12 protein-coding genes are annotated in these 15,526 nt (G+C 63.4%); 11 read left to right on the top strand and 1 reads right to left on the bottom strand.

Annotated elements, in window-relative coordinates; translation table 11 throughout:
• The 10 genes from lpxB (at position 1) to ispD (ending at position 13,212) form a co-directional block, all read left to right on the top strand.
• Entirely contained in the window at positions 1–1,134 is a 1,134-nt protein-coding gene (lpxB, locus tag P8H27_RS10365) for a lipid-A-disaccharide synthase (protein ID WP_289637261.1), read from the top strand.
• The gene (gene rnhB, locus P8H27_RS10360) at positions 1,134–1,730 is read left to right on the top strand and encodes a ribonuclease HII (RefSeq protein WP_289637260.1); all 597 of its coding nucleotides are present in this window, start codon (positions 1,134–1,136) and stop codon (positions 1,728–1,730) included. The genes lpxB and rnhB overlap by 1 nt, the downstream gene beginning before the upstream one ends.
• A 131-nt stretch (positions 1,731–1,861) precedes the next feature.
• Positions 1,862–5,380: a DNA polymerase III subunit alpha gene (gene dnaE, locus P8H27_RS10355; RefSeq protein WP_289637259.1), complete on the top strand. Its 3,519-nt coding sequence runs from the start codon at positions 1,862–1,864 to the stop codon at positions 5,378–5,380.
• Between the two features lie 186 nt (positions 5,381–5,566).
• Complete coding sequence (gene accA / locus P8H27_RS10350) at positions 5,567–6,517, top strand: acetyl-CoA carboxylase carboxyl transferase subunit alpha (RefSeq protein WP_289637323.1); 951 nt, start codon at positions 5,567–5,569, stop codon at positions 6,515–6,517.
• Between the two features lie 93 nt (positions 6,518–6,610).
• The gene (tilS, locus tag P8H27_RS10345) at positions 6,611–7,927 is read left to right on the top strand and encodes a tRNA lysidine(34) synthetase TilS (RefSeq protein ID WP_289637258.1); all 1,317 of its coding nucleotides are present in this window, start codon (positions 6,611–6,613) and stop codon (positions 7,925–7,927) included.
• A 177-nt stretch (positions 7,928–8,104) separates the two neighbouring features.
• Positions 8,105–9,736: a CTP synthase gene (locus P8H27_RS10340; protein WP_289637257.1), complete on the top strand. Its 1,632-nt coding sequence runs from the start codon at positions 8,105–8,107 to the stop codon at positions 9,734–9,736.
• A 4-nt stretch (positions 9,737–9,740) separates the two neighbouring features.
• Positions 9,741–10,586, top strand: a complete 846-nt coding sequence (gene kdsA, locus P8H27_RS10335) for a 3-deoxy-8-phosphooctulonate synthase (RefSeq protein WP_289637255.1) — start codon at positions 9,741–9,743, stop codon at positions 10,584–10,586.
• Between the two features lie 141 nt (positions 10,587–10,727).
• A complete protein-coding gene (gene eno / locus P8H27_RS10330; protein ID WP_289637253.1) occupies positions 10,728–12,017 on the top strand; it encodes a phosphopyruvate hydratase in 1,290 nt (429 codons plus the stop codon).
• Between the two features lie 190 nt (positions 12,018–12,207).
• Positions 12,208–12,486, top strand: coding sequence for a cell division protein FtsB (gene ftsB / locus P8H27_RS10325; protein ID WP_289637252.1), 279 nt, complete (start codon positions 12,208–12,210; stop codon positions 12,484–12,486).
• Between the two features lie 15 nt (positions 12,487–12,501).
• The gene (ispD, locus tag P8H27_RS10320; protein WP_289637251.1) at positions 12,502–13,212 is read left to right on the top strand and encodes a 2-C-methyl-D-erythritol 4-phosphate cytidylyltransferase; all 711 of its coding nucleotides are present in this window, start codon (positions 12,502–12,504) and stop codon (positions 13,210–13,212) included.
• Positions 13,213–13,292: 80 nt separating this feature from the next.
• On the opposite strand, the gene P8H27_RS10315 is transcribed toward ispD, so the two are convergent.
• Positions 13,293–14,186, bottom strand: coding sequence for a LysR substrate-binding domain-containing protein (locus P8H27_RS10315; RefSeq protein WP_289637249.1), 894 nt, complete (start codon positions 14,184–14,186; stop codon positions 13,293–13,295).
• Between the two features lie 179 nt (positions 14,187–14,365).
• On the opposite strand from P8H27_RS10315, the gene P8H27_RS10310 reads away from it, so the two are divergent.
• Positions 14,366–15,478, top strand: a complete 1,113-nt coding sequence (locus P8H27_RS10310) for an S-(hydroxymethyl)glutathione dehydrogenase/class III alcohol dehydrogenase (protein ID WP_289637247.1) — start codon at positions 14,366–14,368, stop codon at positions 15,476–15,478.
• Positions 15,479–15,526: the final 48 nt, after the last annotated feature.

Raw genomic sequence — 15,526 nt, 5'->3', positions numbered from 1 at the left:
ATGGCGGAGCTATTGCGCGTCGCGCTGGTGGCAGGCGAAGCCTCCGGCGACATTCTCGGTGCCGGCCTGATGCAGGCCTTGAAGGTTCGTCATCCACACATCGAATTCATCGGCGTCGGCGGCCCGCTGATGCAGGCCGAGGGCCTGAGTTCCTATTTCCCCATGGAGCGCCTGGCGGTGATGGGCCTGGTCGAAGTGCTTGGCCGCTTGCCTGAGCTGCTGTTGCGGCGCAGGCGCCTGCTCAAGGCTCTGATCGAGGCCAAGCCGGATGTGTTGATCGGCATCGATGCGCCGGATTTCAACCTGGATCTCGAACTCAAATTGCGCCGCGGCGGAATCAAAACCGTGCATTACGTCAGTCCTTCGGTCTGGGCCTGGCGGCAGAAGCGGGTGTTGAAGATTCGTGATGCCTGCGACCTGATGCTGACCCTGTTTCCGTTCGAGGCGCAGTTCTACGACGCCCATCGGGTGCCGGTGCGTTTCGTCGGTCATCCGTTGGCCGATGCGATCCCCTTGCAGGCCGACCGGGCGGCGGCGCGCGAGGCCTTGGGCTTGGCCCAGGACAGCAGCGTGGTGGCCTTGTTGCCGGGCAGCCGGGGTGGTGAAGTGGCGCGTTTGGGTGCGCTGTTTCTCGATGCGGCAGTACGTTTGCGCACTCTGCGTCCGGGCACCCGTTTCGTCGTGCCCTGTGCCTGCCCCGAGCGCCGCGTGCAGCTGGAGCAGATGCTGGCTGGGCGTGACTTGCCCTTGACCCTGCTCGATGGCCGCTCCCACGATGCCCTGGCGGCTTGCGATGCGGTGCTCATCGCTTCGGGCACGGCGACCCTGGAAGCCTTGCTGTACAAGCGACCCATGGTGGTGGCTTACAAGGTCGCGCCGCTGACCTACCGGATTCTCAAACGGCTGGTCAGCAGTGCCTATATCTCGCTGCCCAACCTGTTGGCCGAGCGTTTGTTGGTGCCCGAACTGATTCAGGACGCGGCCAGCGCGGAAGCCTTGGCTCAGGCGTTGGCGCCGCTGCTGAGTGACGGTGAAGTACAGACCGAGGGCTTCGATGTGATTCACCGTGCCCTGCGCCGCGACGCTTCTGCTCAGGCGGCCGAGGCCGTGCTTGAGCTGGTGGGGCGGGCCTGATGCAGCTGGGTCTGGATTTCACCCAGGTGCAGGAGCTGGTCGCCGGTGTCGACGAAGTCGGCCGTGGCCCGCTGTGCGGCGCGGTGGTGACCGCGGCGGTGATTCTCGATCCGTCACGGCCGATCCTCGGCCTCAATGATTCGAAGAAGCTCAGCGCCGCACGGCGCGAGCGGCTGTTCGACGAGATCCGCGAAAAGGCCCTGGCCTGGTGCATCGCCCGCGCCGAGGTGGAGGAGATCGACCAATTGAATATCCTCCACGCGACCATGCTGGCCATGCAGCGCGCGGTCGAAGGCTTGAGCGTCACGCCCCGCCTGGCGCTGATCGACGGCAATCGCTGCCCCGTCCTGCAGGTGCCGAGCGCGGCGGTGGTCAAGGGCGACAGCCAGGTGCCGGCGATCGCCGCCGCCTCGATCCTGGCCAAGGTCAGCCGCGATCGCGAGATGCAGCTGCTCGATGCGCAGTACCCCGGCTATGGCATCGCCGGGCACAAGGGCTATCCCACCCCCGCGCACCTGGAAGCCCTGCGCCGACTGGGGCCAACGCCTATCCATAGGCGCTCGTTTGCTCCGGTGCGTGTCCTGCTGAACGACTGAGGCGGCAAGCGCCCGTCGGTTATTGCTGCGCAGCGGATCGTCTGGGGCTGGCGGCGCGCCGCTTGCAGCTTGCAACGGCGAAGGCTGTACAATCCCCGCCTTGTCGTTTTTGTGTTTTGGATAGGACTGTCATGACTGCTTCGTTTGTCCACCTGCGTCTGCACACCGAGTATTCCCTGGTCGACGGTCTGGTGCGGGTCAAGCCGCTGGTCAAGGCCGTGGCGAGCGCGGGCATGCCGGCGGTGGCGGTCACCGACATGAGCAACATGTGCTCGCTGGTGAAGTTCTACAAGGCGGCCATGGGCGGCGGGATCAAGCCGATCTGCGGGGCCGACATCTGGGTGGCGAGTGCCGACGAAGACGGCCCGCTTTCGCGCCTGACCCTGCTGGTCACCAATGCCAAGGGCTACCGCAATCTTACCGAGCTGGTTTCGCGCGGTTGGATCGAGGGGCAAAGCAACGACCAGGTGATCATTCAGCGCGATTGGGTCAAGGCCGCCGCCGAAGGCTTGATCGCGCTGTCCGGTTCCAAGGAAGGTGAAATCGGCCATGCCCTGTTGAACGGCGACCTTGACGACGCCGAAACCCTGCTGCGCGAATGGCTGGAGGTGTTTCCACAGCGCTTCTACCTGGAGGTGCAGCGCACCAATAGAGTCAACGACGAGGAGCACCTGCACCTGGCGGTCGAGTTGGCGGCCAAGGTCGGCGCGCCGCTGGTGGCGACCAACGATGTGCGCTTTATCAAGCAGGATGACTTCGCCGCCCACGAGACCCGCGTGTGCATCGGCGAAGGTCGCAGTTTGGACGACCCGCGGCGTCTGCGCAGCTATTCCGACCAGCAGTACCTGAAGAGCCCGCAAGAGATGGCCGAGCTGTTCGGCGACCTGCCGGAGGCGCTGGAAAATACCGTGGAGATCGCCCGGCGCTGCAATATCGAAGTGCAGATGGGCAAGTACTTCCTGCCCGATTTTCCGGTGCCGGCCGGCATGACCATGGACGAATACTTTCGCCAGGTTTCCTTCGACGGCCTCGACGAGCGCCTGGAAGTGCTGTTGCCCAAGGACACGCCGGACTACGACGCGAAGAAGCAGGTGTACATCGACCGGCTGAATTTCGAGCTGGATATCATCATCCAGATGGGCTTCCCCGGTTACTTCCTGATCGTCATGGACTTCATCAAGTGGGCGAAGAACAACGGCGTGCCGGTGGGTCCCGGGCGGGGTTCGGGTGCCGGTTCGCTGGTGGCCTATGTGCAGAAGATCACCGACCTCGACCCGCTGGCCTACGACCTGCTGTTCGAACGCTTCCTCAACCCGGAGCGGGTCTCCATGCCCGACTTCGACGTCGACTTCTGCATGGACGGCCGCGACCGGGTCATCGATTACGTGGCCGAGAAGTACGGGCGTAACGCGGTCAGTCAGATCATCACCTTCGGCACCATGGCGGCCAAGGCGGTGGTGCGCGACGTGGCGCGGGCCCAGGGCAAGTCCTACGGCCTGGCCGACCGCCTGTCGAAGATGATTCCCTTCGAGGTCGGCATGACCCTGGAGAAAGCCTACGAGATGGAGGAACCGCTGCGCGACTTCCTCAAGGTCGACGAGGATGCCCGGGAAATCTGGGAAATGTCGCGCAAGCTCGAGGGCATCACCCGTGGTACCGGCAAGCACGCCGGCGGCGTGGTGATCGCGCCGACCAAGCTCACCGACTTCTCGCCGATCGCTTGCGATGACGAAGGCGGCAGCCTGGTCACCCAGTTCGACAAGGACGATGTGGAAACCGCCGGTCTGGTCAAGTTCGACTTCCTCGGCCTGCGCACCCTGACCATCATCAAATGGGCGATGGAGACGATCAACCGCGAGCAGGCCAAGCAGGGCTTGCCCGACCTGAACATCGACTTCATCCCGCTGGACGACAAACCGACCTTCCAGATGTTGCAGAAGGCCGAGACCACCGCGGTGTTCCAGCTCGAGTCGCGCGGCATGAAGGAGCTGATCAAGAAGCTCAAGCCGGACTGCCTGGAAGACATGATCGCCCTGGTGGCGCTGTTCCGTCCGGGGCCGCTGCAGTCGGGCATGGTCGACGACTTCATCAACCGCAAGCACGGTCGCGAGCCGATTTCCTACCCGCATCAGGACTATCAGTATCCGGGCCTGGAGCCGGTGCTCAAACCGACCTACGGCATCATCCTGTATCAGGAACAGGTGATGCAGATCGCCCAGGTCATGGCCGGTTACACCCTCGGTGGGGCGGACATGCTGCGCCGGGCCATGGGTAAGAAAAAGCCCGAGGAGATGGCCAAGCAGCGCGGCGGCTTTATCGAAGGGTGCGCGAATAACGGCATCGATGCAGACCTGGCCGGTAACATCTTCGATCTGGTGGAAAAGTTCGCCGGTTACGGTTTCAACAAGTCGCACTCGGCCGCTTATGGTCTGCTCTCTTACCAGACCGCCTGGCTCAAGGCGCACCATTCGGCCGCCTTCATGGCCGCGGTGTTGTCGGCGGATATGCACAACACCGACAAGGTGGTGACCCTGATCGAGGAGTGCCGCAGCATGAAGCTGCGCCTCGATGCGCCGGATGTGAATATTTCCGAATTCAAGTTCACGGTCAACGACGAGGGTTGGATCGTCTATGGCCTGGGCGCGATCAAGGGGGTCGGCGAGGGGCCGGTCGAGGCCATCGTCGAGTCGCGCAAGGATGGCCCGTTCAAGGATCTGTTCGACTTCTGCTCGCGGGTCGACCTCAAGCGCATCAACAAGCGCACCCTGGACGCGCTGATCCGCGGCGGCGCGCTGGATCGTCTGGGGCCGTATTTCCACGAGGAAATCAAAGCCTACAAGGCCAATATCGATCGCAATCGCGGGGTGCTGCTGGCAGCGATGGAAGAGGCGGTGCAGGCGGCCGAGCAGACCGCGCGCAGCCATGACAGCGGCCATATGGATCTGTTCGGCGGGGTGTTCGGCGATGCCGAGATGGATGTCTATGCCAATCACCGCAAGGCCCGCGAGCTGTCGCTGAAGGAGCGCCTGAAGGGCGAGAAGGACACCCTCGGCCTGTACCTGACCGGTCATCCGATCGACGAATACGAAGGCGAGGTGCGCCGTTTTGCCCGTCAGCGGATCATCGACCTCAAGCCGGCGCGCGGCGATCAGACGATTGCCGGCCTGATCGTCAACCTGCGGGTGATGAAGAACAAGAAGGGCGACAAGATGGGCTTCATCACCCTGGATGACCGTTCCGGGCGGATCGAGGCGTCGTTGTTCGCCGAGGCGTTCTCCAGCAACCAGGCGCTGTTGCAGAGCGACGCGCTGGTGGTGGTCGAAGGCGAGGTGAGCAATGACGACTTTTCCGGCGGCCTGCGCTTGCGCGCCAAGCGGGTATTGAGTCTGGAGGAGGCGCGTACCGGGTTGGCCGACAGCCTGCGCCTGAAGATTGCCGGCAGTGCCTTGAAGGGCGACCGACTGCGCTGGCTGGCGGATCTGTGTCAGCGCCATCGTGGCGCCTGTCCGATCACCCTGGAGTACACCGGTGCGGATGCCCGTGCCATGTTGCAGTTTGGCGAGGGCTGGCGAATCGACCCGGCGGACAGCCTGATTCAGGCATTGCGTGACCAGTTCGGGCGAGACAACGTCTTTTTGCACTACCGCTGATTCGTGGAGCCTCGGCTTCACGTGTTGGTTGCGGCACTTGTGGGTGGGGTAGCGAGTAAATCGCCGGATTTCGGTGACTTTTATCCAGACCCAAGTGTCGACCTGAGTGCGCCTGTTCCTATAAGGTAGGGCGCGAAACGGATACCGCTCACCGGCCACTTGGCCGTCGACGCAAGACGGATGACTATGAACCCGAATTTTCTCGATTTCGAACAGCCGATCGCCGACCTGCAAGCCAAGATCGAAGAGCTGCGCCTGGTCGGTAACGACAACTCGTTGAACATCAGCGATGAGATTGCCCGCCTGCAGGACAAGAGCAGTGCTCTGACCGAAAGCATTTTCGGCAATCTGAGCAGCTGGCAGATTGCCCAGCTCGCTCGCCACCCGCGCCGGCCTTACACCCTGGACTATCTGCAGCACATCTTCACCGAGTTCGACGAGCTGCACGGCGACCGGCATTTCTCCGACGACGCGGCGATAGTCGGCGGTGTCGCCCGTCTGGACGGTGAGCCGGTGATGGTCATCGGTCACCAGAAGGGTCGTGAGGTGCGCGAGAAGGTGCGCCGCAACTTCGGCATGCCGCGCCCGGAAGGCTACCGCAAGGCCTGTCGATTGATGGAAATGGCCGAGCGCTTCAAGATGCCGATCCTGACCTTTATCGACACCCCGGGTGCCTACCCGGGAATCGACGCCGAAGAGCGTGGGCAGAGCGAGGCGATTGCCTGGAACCTGCGAGTGATGGCGCGTCTGAAAACCCCGATCATCGCCACTGTGATCGGCGAGGGCGGTTCCGGCGGTGCTCTGGCGATTGGCGTATGCGATCAGCTGAATATGCTGCAGTACTCGACCTACGCGGTGATTTCACCGGAAGGCTGCGCCTCGATTCTGTGGAAAACCGCGGATAAAGCCCCGGATGCCGCAGAAGCCATGGGTATCACGGCCGAACGCCTGAAAGGCCTGGGCATTGTCGACCAGGTGATCGGCGAGCCATTGGGCGGCGCCCATCGCGATCCAGTCGCTGCCGCCGAATCGATCCGCCAGGAGCTGGCGGCCCAGTTGGCCATGCTGCGCAAATTCGACACCGACGAACTGCTGGCGCGTCGTTATGAGCGCTTGATGAGCTATGGGGTGGCCTGACGGCCAGAACCTTGAGCTGCCAAGCATAAGCCGCAAGCCAGGGCGTTTTTGCTCTAAGCTTGCGGCTTGTCGCTTGCTGCTTGCTGCTGTTTTATGACCCTCGAATCCCGCCTGCTGAAAACCCTGGCGCCCTGGCGTGATGCGCCGGCTTGGCGCGTCGCGCTTTCCGGTGGGCTGGATTCCACCGTGCTGCTGCATCTCCTGGCTGGCCTCGCGCAGCGCGAGGCGTTACCGCCGCTTTTCGCTATTCATATTCATCACGGCCTGCAGGCGCTTGCCGACAGCTGGCCGGCGGCTTGCCGTCGCCTGTGTGATGAGCTGGCTGTGCCGCTGCAGGTGGAGGCTGTGCAGGTGCAGGCGGGTGCCAGTATTGAGGGCGCGGCGCGGCAGGCGCGCTATGCGGCTTTCCGCGCGCTGCTGGGTTCTGGCGAGGTGTTGCTGGCGGCGCAGCATCGCGACGATCAGGCGGAGACTCTGCTGTTTCGCCTGCTGCGCGGCGCCGGTGTGCAGGGGTTGGCGGCCATGCCGCTGAGTCGGCCACTGGGTGCCGGGCACCTGCTGCGGCCGCTGTTGAACTGTTCCCGCGCCGAGTTGCAGGCCTATGCCGACGAGCATCGGTTGCGCTGGGTAGAGGATCCGTCGAATGCAGATAACCGCTTCTCGCGCAATTACTTGCGCCATCAGGTGGTGCCGTCACTGACCCGGCGCTGGCCGCAGGCGACCGCCAGCATCGCGCGTGCCGCCGAGCATCTGGGCGAGGCCGGGCAACTGCTCGATGAGCTGGCGCAGCAGGATCTGCAGGCTGCGCAGGCGCTTGGCGAGTTTGCCTGGCTCGATCTGCCGAGTTTGTCCCTGGCGCCGTTGCGGGCGCTGAGCGATGCCCGGCAACGCAACGCCCTGCGTTACTGGTTGCGCGCCCTGACCCCGATGCCGGACAGCGAGCACTGGGCCGGCTGGCAGGCGCTGCGCGATGCGGCCGGCGCCGCCACTCCGCTCTGGCGCCTGGCGGCAGGCGAGTTGCGCCGCGCCGACCAACGGTTGTGGTGGTTAAGCGGCGATTGGCTGCGTATGCCGCCGGCACCCGAGGTTCGGCTTGGTGCGGGGGGCTGGTTGCCGCTGGCGGGCAATGGTTGCGTGCGCATCGAGGGGCGCTTGCCGGCCGGCGACTGGCGCCTGGCCTATCGCCAGGGTGGCGAGGTGATGAGCCTGCCCGGCCGCGGTCGGCGCGATTTGAAGCGCTTGCTCAACGAACGGCAGGTGCCGGCGTTTGTCCGCCCGCGCCTGCCCCTGTTGCTGTGCAATGGCGAGCTGCGGGCGGTGGCCAATCTGCCCGGTGTGGATGGGCCCGCCAGTGGTCAATGGCAACTCAGTTGGCAGCCGCCGATGAATGATCAAGGTTTGAGCTGCTAAGGCCTTTCCGGTAGACTACGCTCCCGTCTTACCAGAGCTTTTGCAGACCCCTTTTCCTCAAGAGAATGGAGTCGGCAACGGCTTGCCAATTGCGCCCTGTGCGTGGTTGTGGCTTCGGCCTTCCTTCGCTTTCCCCGGCGGCGCTGACCGCCTAAACGCAGACTTCTAGGGTTTTTCATGACGCGCTTCATCTTCGTCACGGGTGGTGTTGTTTCTTCATTGGGGAAAGGCATCGCCTCGGCTTCATTGGCGGCTATCCTGGAGGCGCGGGGCCTGAAGGTCACGATGCTCAAGCTGGATCCCTATATCAACGTCGATCCGGGCACCATGAGCCCGTTCCAGCACGGCGAGGTGTTCGTCACCCACGACGGCGCCGAGACCGACCTCGACCTGGGCCACTACGAGCGCTTCATCCGCACCACCATGACCCAGGACAACAACTTCACCACCGGCCGGGTTTACGAACACGTGCTGCGCAAAGAGCGCCGTGGCGATTACCTGGGCGCGACCATTCAGGTCATTCCGCACATCACCGACGAGATCAAGCGCCGCATCATCAAGGGTGCCGGCGATGCCGACGTGGCCATGGTCGAGATCGGCGGCACGGTCGGCGACATCGAGTCGCAGCCGTTCCTCGAAGCCATCCGCCAGTTGCGCGTGGAAGTGGGCGCCAAGCGCGCCATGCTGATGCACCTGACCCTGGTGCCCTATATCGCCACCGCTGGCGAGACCAAGACCAAGCCGACCCAGCATTCGGTGAAGGAATTGCGCTCCATCGGTTTGCAGCCGGACGTGCTGATCTGCCGCTCCGACCACCCGGTGGACATCTCCTCGCGGCGCAAGATCGCCCTGTTCACCAACGTCGAAGAGCGTGCGGTGATTTCCCTGGAAGACGTCGACACCATCTACAAGATTCCGGGCGTACTGCATGCCCAGGGAGTGGATGATTTCGTCGTCGAGCGCTTCGGCCTGGAGTGCGGCGGTGCCGATCTGTCCGAGTGGGAGCGGGTGGTCGACGCCAAGCTCAACCCGGAGCACGAAGTCACCATCGCCATGGTCGGCAAATACATGGAACTGCTGGATGCCTACAAGTCGCTGATCGAGGCGATGAGCCACGCCGGCATCCAGAACCGTACCAAGGTCAACCTGCGCTATATCGATTCCGAAGACATCGAAAACCAGGGCACCGCTCTGCTCGAAGGCGTCGATGCCATCCTGGTGCCCGGCGGCTTCGGCCTGCGCGGCGTGGAAGGCAAGATCACCACCGTGCAATACGCCCGCGAGAACAAGATTCCCTACCTGGGTATCTGCCTGGGCATGCAGGTCGCGGTGATCGAGTTCGCCCGCAATGTACTGGGCTGGAGCGATGCCAACTCCACCGAATTCGACACCTCTGGCCAGCATCCGGTGGTGGGTTTGATCACCGAATGGCAGGACGCCACCGGCGTCACCGAGCAGCGTAGCAATGCCTCCGACCTGGGCGGCACCATGCGCCTCGGCGCTCAGGACTGCCAGTTGCTCGGCGGCTCGCAAGTGCATCAGTGCTATGCCAAGGATGTGATCGTCGAGCGCCATCGCCATCGCTATGAAGTGAACAATAACCTGTTGCCGCAACTGATCGAAGCTGGCCTCAAGGTCACCGGCCGTTCTGCCGACGGCGCCCTGGTCGAAGTGGTGGAAGCGCCGGATCATCCGTGGTTCGTCGCCTGCCAGTTCCATCCGGAGTTCACCTCGACGCCGCGCGACGGTCATCCGCTGTTCAGCGGTTTCGTCAACGCCGCCCTGGTGCAGCACGCGAAGAAGGCATAAGGACATGACCCAGAAGATCATCAAGGTCGGCGCCATCGAGATCGCCAACGACAAACCCTTCGTCCTGTTCGGCGGGATCAACGTCATCGAGTCGCGCGACCTGGCCATGCGCGCCTGCGAAGAATATGTCCGCGTCACCGACAAGCTGGGTATTCCCTTCGTGTTCAAGGCCAGCTTCGACAAGGCCAACCGCTCCTCGATCGGCTCCTTCCGCGGCCCCGGCCTGGAAGAGGGCATGCAGATCTTCGAAGAGGTGAAGCGCACCTTCGGCGTGCCGCTGATCACCGACGTGCACGAGCCGCAGCAGGCGGCGCCGGTTGCCGCCGTGTGCGACATCATCCAGTTGCCGGCGTTTCTCTCGCGGCAGACCGACCTGGTGGTGGCCATGGCCAAGACCGGCGCGGTGATCAATATCAAGAAAGCCCAGTTTCTCGCGCCCCAGGAGATGAAACACATCCTGGCCAAGTGCGTGGAAGCCGGCAACGACCAGTTGATTCTCTGCGAGCGGGGCAGCTCCTTCGGCTACAACAACCTGGTGGTGGACATGCTCGGCTTCGGCATCATGAAGCAGACCAACTACCCGGTGTTCTTCGACGTCACCCATGCCCTGCAGATGCCGGGCGGACGTGCCGACTCCGCTGGTGGCCGGCGTGCCCAGGTCACCGACCTGGCCAAGGCCGGCATGAGTCAGGGGCTGGCCGGGCTGTTCCTCGAAGCGCACCCCGATCCGGACAACGCCAAGTGCGATGGCCCTTGTGCCCTGCGCCTGGACAAGCTGGAGCCCTTCCTCACCCAGCTCAAGCAGTTGGATGATCTGATCAAGAGTTTTCCGCCGATTGAGACTGCCTGAAACGGCTGTTCTCCGGTAAAGTGCCGGTCTGACATAATCTGACTCGCCGGTCAGCTGGCTGTCGTTTGCCGATTTTTCCGGCGGTATGAATCGAGTTCCTGGTGGTACCGTTTTCGTCAACTTTTTGGAGTGCTAAACGCAATGGCAAAGATCGTCGACATCAAAGGCCGTGAGGTTCTCGACTCCCGTGGCAACCCGACTGTGGAAGCCGACGTGATCCTCGATAACGGCATCATCGGCAGCGCTTGCGCGCCGTCCGGTGCTTCCACCGGTTCGCGCGAAGCGCTGGAGCTGCGTGATGGCGACAAGAGCCGTTATCTGGGCAAGGGCGTACTCAAGGCCGTGGCCAATATCAACGGGCCGATTCGCGACCTGTTGCGCGGCAAGGATCCGCTCGACCAGCAAGCCCTGGATCGCGCGATGATCGCCCTCGACGGCACCGAGAACAAAGCCACGCTCGGCGCCAACGCCATCCTCGCGGTGTCCCTGGCCGCCGCCAAAGCCGCCGCCCAGGACAACGACCTGCCGCTGTACGCGCACATCGCCAACCTCAATGGCACCCCGGGCGTCTACTCCATGCCGGTGCCGATGATGAACATCATCAACGGCGGCGAGCATGCCGACAACAACGTCGACATCCAGGAGTTCATGGTTCAGCCGGTGGGCGCCAAGACCTTCGCCGAAGCGCTGCGCATGGGCACCGAGATCTTCCATCACCTCAAGGCCGTACTCAAAGCCCGCGGCTTGAGCACCTCGGTGGGCGATGAAGGCGGTTTCGCGCCGAACCTGACCTCCAACGAAGACGCCCTGGCTGCCATTGCCGAGGCCGTGGCCAACGCCGGCTACAAATTGGGCGACGACGTCACCCTGGCCCTGGATTGCGCTTCCAGCGAATTCTTCAAGGATGGTCAGTACGACCTGGCTGGCGAAGGCAAGGTGTTCGACGCCGCGGGCTTCAGCGATTACCTGGCCGGCCTGGCCGAGCGTTACCCGATCATCTCCATCGAAGACGGCATGGACGAGTCCGACTGGGCCGGTTGGAAAGTCCACACCGATAAGCTCGGCGGCAAGATGCAACTGGTCGGCGACGACTTGTTCGTGACCAATACAAAAATTCTCCAGGAAGGCATCGACAAGGGCATCGCCAACTCGATCCTGATCAAGTTCAACCAGATCGGCACCCTGACCGAGACCCTGGAAGCCATCCAGATGGCCAAGGCCGCCGGCTACAGCGCGGTGATCTCGCACCGCAGCGGCGAAACCGAAGACTCGACCATCGCCGACCTGGCCGTGGGCACCGCGGCCGGCCAGATCAAGACCGGCTCGTTGTGCCGCTCCGACCGGGTGTCCAAGTACAACCAGTTGCTGCGCATCGAGGAGCAGTTGGCCGGTAAGGCGCCGTATCGCGGCCGTGCCGAGTTCCGTGGCTGAAAACTACTGCGCTCGACTATGCTGCGTTGAAATCAGGCTCGGCATGCTCATTTACTGCAGTAAACTCCGCTGCCTCGCCTGATTTCGCCTTGCCTAGCCTTCGCTCGCGACGTTTTCAGTGACTGGCCAAGGCGTGGTAAAAGAGGGGCGGCGCGAGCCGTCCCTTTTTCGTCCGGAATCATTTACTGCCATGCGTAGTCCTTACTGGTTGTTAGTCGCCCTGATTCTGCTGCTGGTTGGCCTGCAGTATCGCCTGTGGGTGGGCGATGGCAGCCTGGCGCAGGTCACCGACTTGAGTCGCCAGATCGCCGATCAGCAAGGTGAAAATCAACGTCTGCTGGAGCGCAATCGCATTCTCGAGGCGGAAGTCATGGAGCTGAAAAAAGGCATGGAAACCGTCGAGGAGCGTGCCCGGCATGAGCTGGGTATGGTCAAAGAGGGCGAGACTCTCTACCAGCTGACCGAATGACAGCCAGCTAACCGAATGAAAACGTCCGTATTAGCGCATTTCTGGGCTCTGATCCCCGCCGCCGGGGTAGGCAGCCGCATGGGTGCCGACCGGCCCAAGCAATACCTGGAGCTGGCCGGTAAGACCATTCTGGAGCATAGCCTGGCCTGCTTTCTCGACCACCCGCAGTTGCACGGCGTGGTGGTCAGTCTGGCGCTCGATGATCCCTACTGGCCGAGTCTGGCGTGTGCGCAGGATTCGCGCATAACGCGCGCCGAAGGTGGCCGCGAGCGCGCCGACTCGGTGCTCAATGGCTTGCAGCGTCTGCGCGAGTTGGGCGCGCAGGAGCAGGATTGGGTGCTGGTGCATGATGCGGCGCGACCCAACCTGTCACGCGCGGATCTGGAACTGCTGCTCGCGGAACTGGCCGATGATCCGGTTGGCGGTTTGCTCGCGGTGCCGGCGCGCGACACCCTCAAGCGTGTCGGGGCCGATGGCCGGGTGCTGCAGACCGTCGACCGCTCGCTGATCTGGCAGGCCTACACGCCGCAGATGTTTCGCCTCGGCTTGTTGCAGCGTGCGCTGGCAGAGGCTTTGGCCGCCGAGGTGGCGATTACCGACGAGTCGTCAGCTGTCGAGTGGCTGGGGCAAGCGCCACGCTTGATCGAAGGGCGTGCCGATAATTTGAAAGTGACCCGACCCGAAGACCTCGACTGGCTGCGCCAACGCTGGGCCGAGCGCTGCTGATATAGCGCGGTCATGGTTGCGGCGCCGGTGGTTGCGCGTCGCGATTGGCGTCGTTGATGGCGGCCGGCGCGCGGGTCGAGTCAATGGGGGCGGTATTCGCTGCGTTGCGCCAGACCCGCCTTGAGACAGTCCACCAGTTGCCGCACTTTCGGCGATAGATGCCGTTGCTGGGGATAGAGTGCCCAAACTGCGGTGTTGGGCGGCTGCTGGTTGTCCAGCAGGGAGACCAGGGCGCCGCTGCGCACATGTTCCAGTACGTAGTAGTCCGGCAACTGGCACAAGCCCAGGCCGCGCAAGGCCGCATCGAGCACCGCCTGGCCGCTGTTGCAGCGCCAGTTGCCTTGCACGCGTTGCGAGGTTTCGTGGCCGTTGAGCTGGAAACTCCAGGTATCCGAGCTGCCGACCAGGCAATTGTGCCGACTCAGTTCGGACAGGCTGTGCGGGCGGCCATAACGCTGCAGGTAGTCCGGTGCCGCGCACAGGTACATGCGCCGGGGGGCCAGGCGGGTGGCGACCAGCCGCGAATCCTGCAGGCGACCCAGGCGAATGGCCAGGTCCAGGCTTTCATGCAGCAGATCCAGGTTGCGGTTGCTCAGCTCTATGTCCACCCGCAGTTGCGGGTGGCGCGTCATGAAGTCCGTCACCAGCGGCACGATAAAGCGCTCGCCGTAGGCCACGGCGCAGGTCATGCGCAACAGTCCCTTGGGTTCGCTGCCAAGGTCGCCGACCGCGCGCAGGGCTTCGTCGCGGGCGTCCTGCAGGCGCTGGCAGTGCTGCAAAAAGGTCTGCCCTGCTTCGGTCAGGGCCACGCGTCGGGTGCTGCGGTAGAACAGGCGGGTTTGCAGGCGCTCTTCCAGGCGGGCGACCTGGCGGCTGACCTGGGAGGAGGACAGGCCCAGGCGCTCGGCGGCGGCGGTAAATTGGCCGCACTCGGCCACCGCAACGAATTCATCCAGGCCTTCCCAACGGTTCATGCTGCTACTTCTCCTCGATCCCGATGCGCTCAAGCGTTCCGCTGAGGTGCTTGCAGCTTCTGGCCATTATCCCTGTATAGCAATAATGTTTTGCCATAACTCCGATTATTTACTCGTGGAGGGTGATCTACACTCTTGGCCACTGTTATATCCCGTCTATATCCCGTCGGAGAGCGATCATGATCAAGTCACGTGCTGCGGTAGCCTTTGCCGCCAACCAACCGCTGCAAATCGTCGAGGTGGATGTCGAGGCGCCGAAGGCCGGCGAAGTGCTGGTGCGCATCGTCGCCACCGGCGTCTGCCACACCGATGCCTACACCCTGTCCGGCGAAGACTCCGAGGGGGTATTCCCCTGCATCCTGGGGCATGAAGGCGGCGGCATCGTCGAGGCGATAGGCGAGGGCGTGACCTCGCTGGCCGTCGGCGATCACGTGATCCCGCTGTACACCGCCGAATGCCGCGAGTGCAAGTTCTGCAAATCCGGCAAGACCAACCTCTGTCAGGCGGTGCGCGCCACCCAAGGCAAAGGCCTGATGCCGGACGGCACCTCGCGCTTCTCCTACCAGGGTCAGCCGATCTACCACTACATGGGCTGCTCGACCTTCTCCGAGTACACCGTGCTGCCGGAAATCTCCCTGGCCAAGATTCCCCAGGAGGCGCCGCTGGACAAGGTCTGCCTGCTCGGCTGCGGCGTGACCACCGGTATCGGTGCGGTACTGAATACCGCCAAGGTCGAGGAGGGCGCGACCGTGGCCATCTTCGGTCTGGGCGGCATCGGTCTGGCGGCGATCATCGGCGCCAAGATGGCCAAGGCCGCGCGCATCATCGCCGTCGACATCAATCCGGCCAAGTTCGAGATCGCCCGGCAACTGGGTGCCACCGACTGCGTCAACCCCAAGGAGCACAGCAAGCCGATCCAGGAGGCCATAGTCGAGATGACCGATGGTGGCGTCGATTACAGCTTCGAGTGTGTCGGCAACGTGCAGCTGATGCGCGCGGCCCTGGAGTGTTGCCACAAGGGCTGGGGCGAGTCGACCATCATCGGCGTGGCCGGTGCCGGCCAGGAGATCAGCACCCGTCCGTTCCAGCTGGTTACCGGGCGCGTCTGGCGCGGCTCGGCCTTCGGTGGGGTGAAAGGCCGCACCGAGCTGCCGAGCTATGTGGAGAAGGCGCAGACGGGCGAAATCCCGCTGGATACCTTCATTACCCACAACATGCCGCTGGAAGACATCAACCAGGCCTTCGACCTGATGCACGAAGGCAAGAGCATTCGCACCGTCATCCATTTTTGAGTGTGTAGGGTGGATGCCGCTGTTTGCATCCACCGTCTTGTGGTGGAA

Source organism: Pseudomonas sp. sp1636 (assembly GCF_030376615.1).
Lineage (GTDB): Bacteria > Pseudomonadota > Gammaproteobacteria > Pseudomonadales > Pseudomonadaceae > Aquipseudomonas.
The sequence above is the reverse complement of the archived record's forward strand: the minus strand, read 5'-3'. Positions and strand labels throughout refer to the sequence as shown.

Coding starts and splice junctions, on each gene's coding strand:
- kdsA (WP_289637255.1), top strand. CDS start 9,741: ATGACCCAGAAGATCATCAAGGTCGGCGCCATCGAGATCGCCAACGAC.
- accA (WP_289637323.1), top strand. CDS start 5,567: ATGAACCCGAATTTTCTCGATTTCGAACAGCCGATCGCCGACCTGCAA.
- tilS (WP_289637258.1), top strand. CDS start 6,611: ATGACCCTCGAATCCCGCCTGCTGAAAACCCTGGCGCCCTGGCGTGAT.
- ispD (WP_289637251.1), top strand. CDS start 12,502: ATGAAAACGTCCGTATTAGCGCATTTCTGGGCTCTGATCCCCGCCGCC.
- eno (WP_289637253.1), top strand. CDS start 10,728: ATGGCAAAGATCGTCGACATCAAAGGCCGTGAGGTTCTCGACTCCCGT.
- rnhB (WP_289637260.1), top strand. CDS start 1,134: ATGCAGCTGGGTCTGGATTTCACCCAGGTGCAGGAGCTGGTCGCCGGT.
- P8H27_RS10340 (WP_289637257.1), top strand. CDS start 8,105: ATGACGCGCTTCATCTTCGTCACGGGTGGTGTTGTTTCTTCATTGGGG.
- P8H27_RS10310 (WP_289637247.1), top strand. CDS start 14,366: ATGATCAAGTCACGTGCTGCGGTAGCCTTTGCCGCCAACCAACCGCTG.
- lpxB (WP_289637261.1), top strand. CDS start 1: ATGGCGGAGCTATTGCGCGTCGCGCTGGTGGCAGGCGAAGCCTCCGGC.
- P8H27_RS10315 (WP_289637249.1), bottom strand. CDS start 14,186: ATGAACCGTTGGGAAGGCCTGGATGAATTCGTTGCGGTGGCCGAGTGC.
- ftsB (WP_289637252.1), top strand. CDS start 12,208: ATGCGTAGTCCTTACTGGTTGTTAGTCGCCCTGATTCTGCTGCTGGTT.
- dnaE (WP_289637259.1), top strand. CDS start 1,862: ATGACTGCTTCGTTTGTCCACCTGCGTCTGCACACCGAGTATTCCCTG.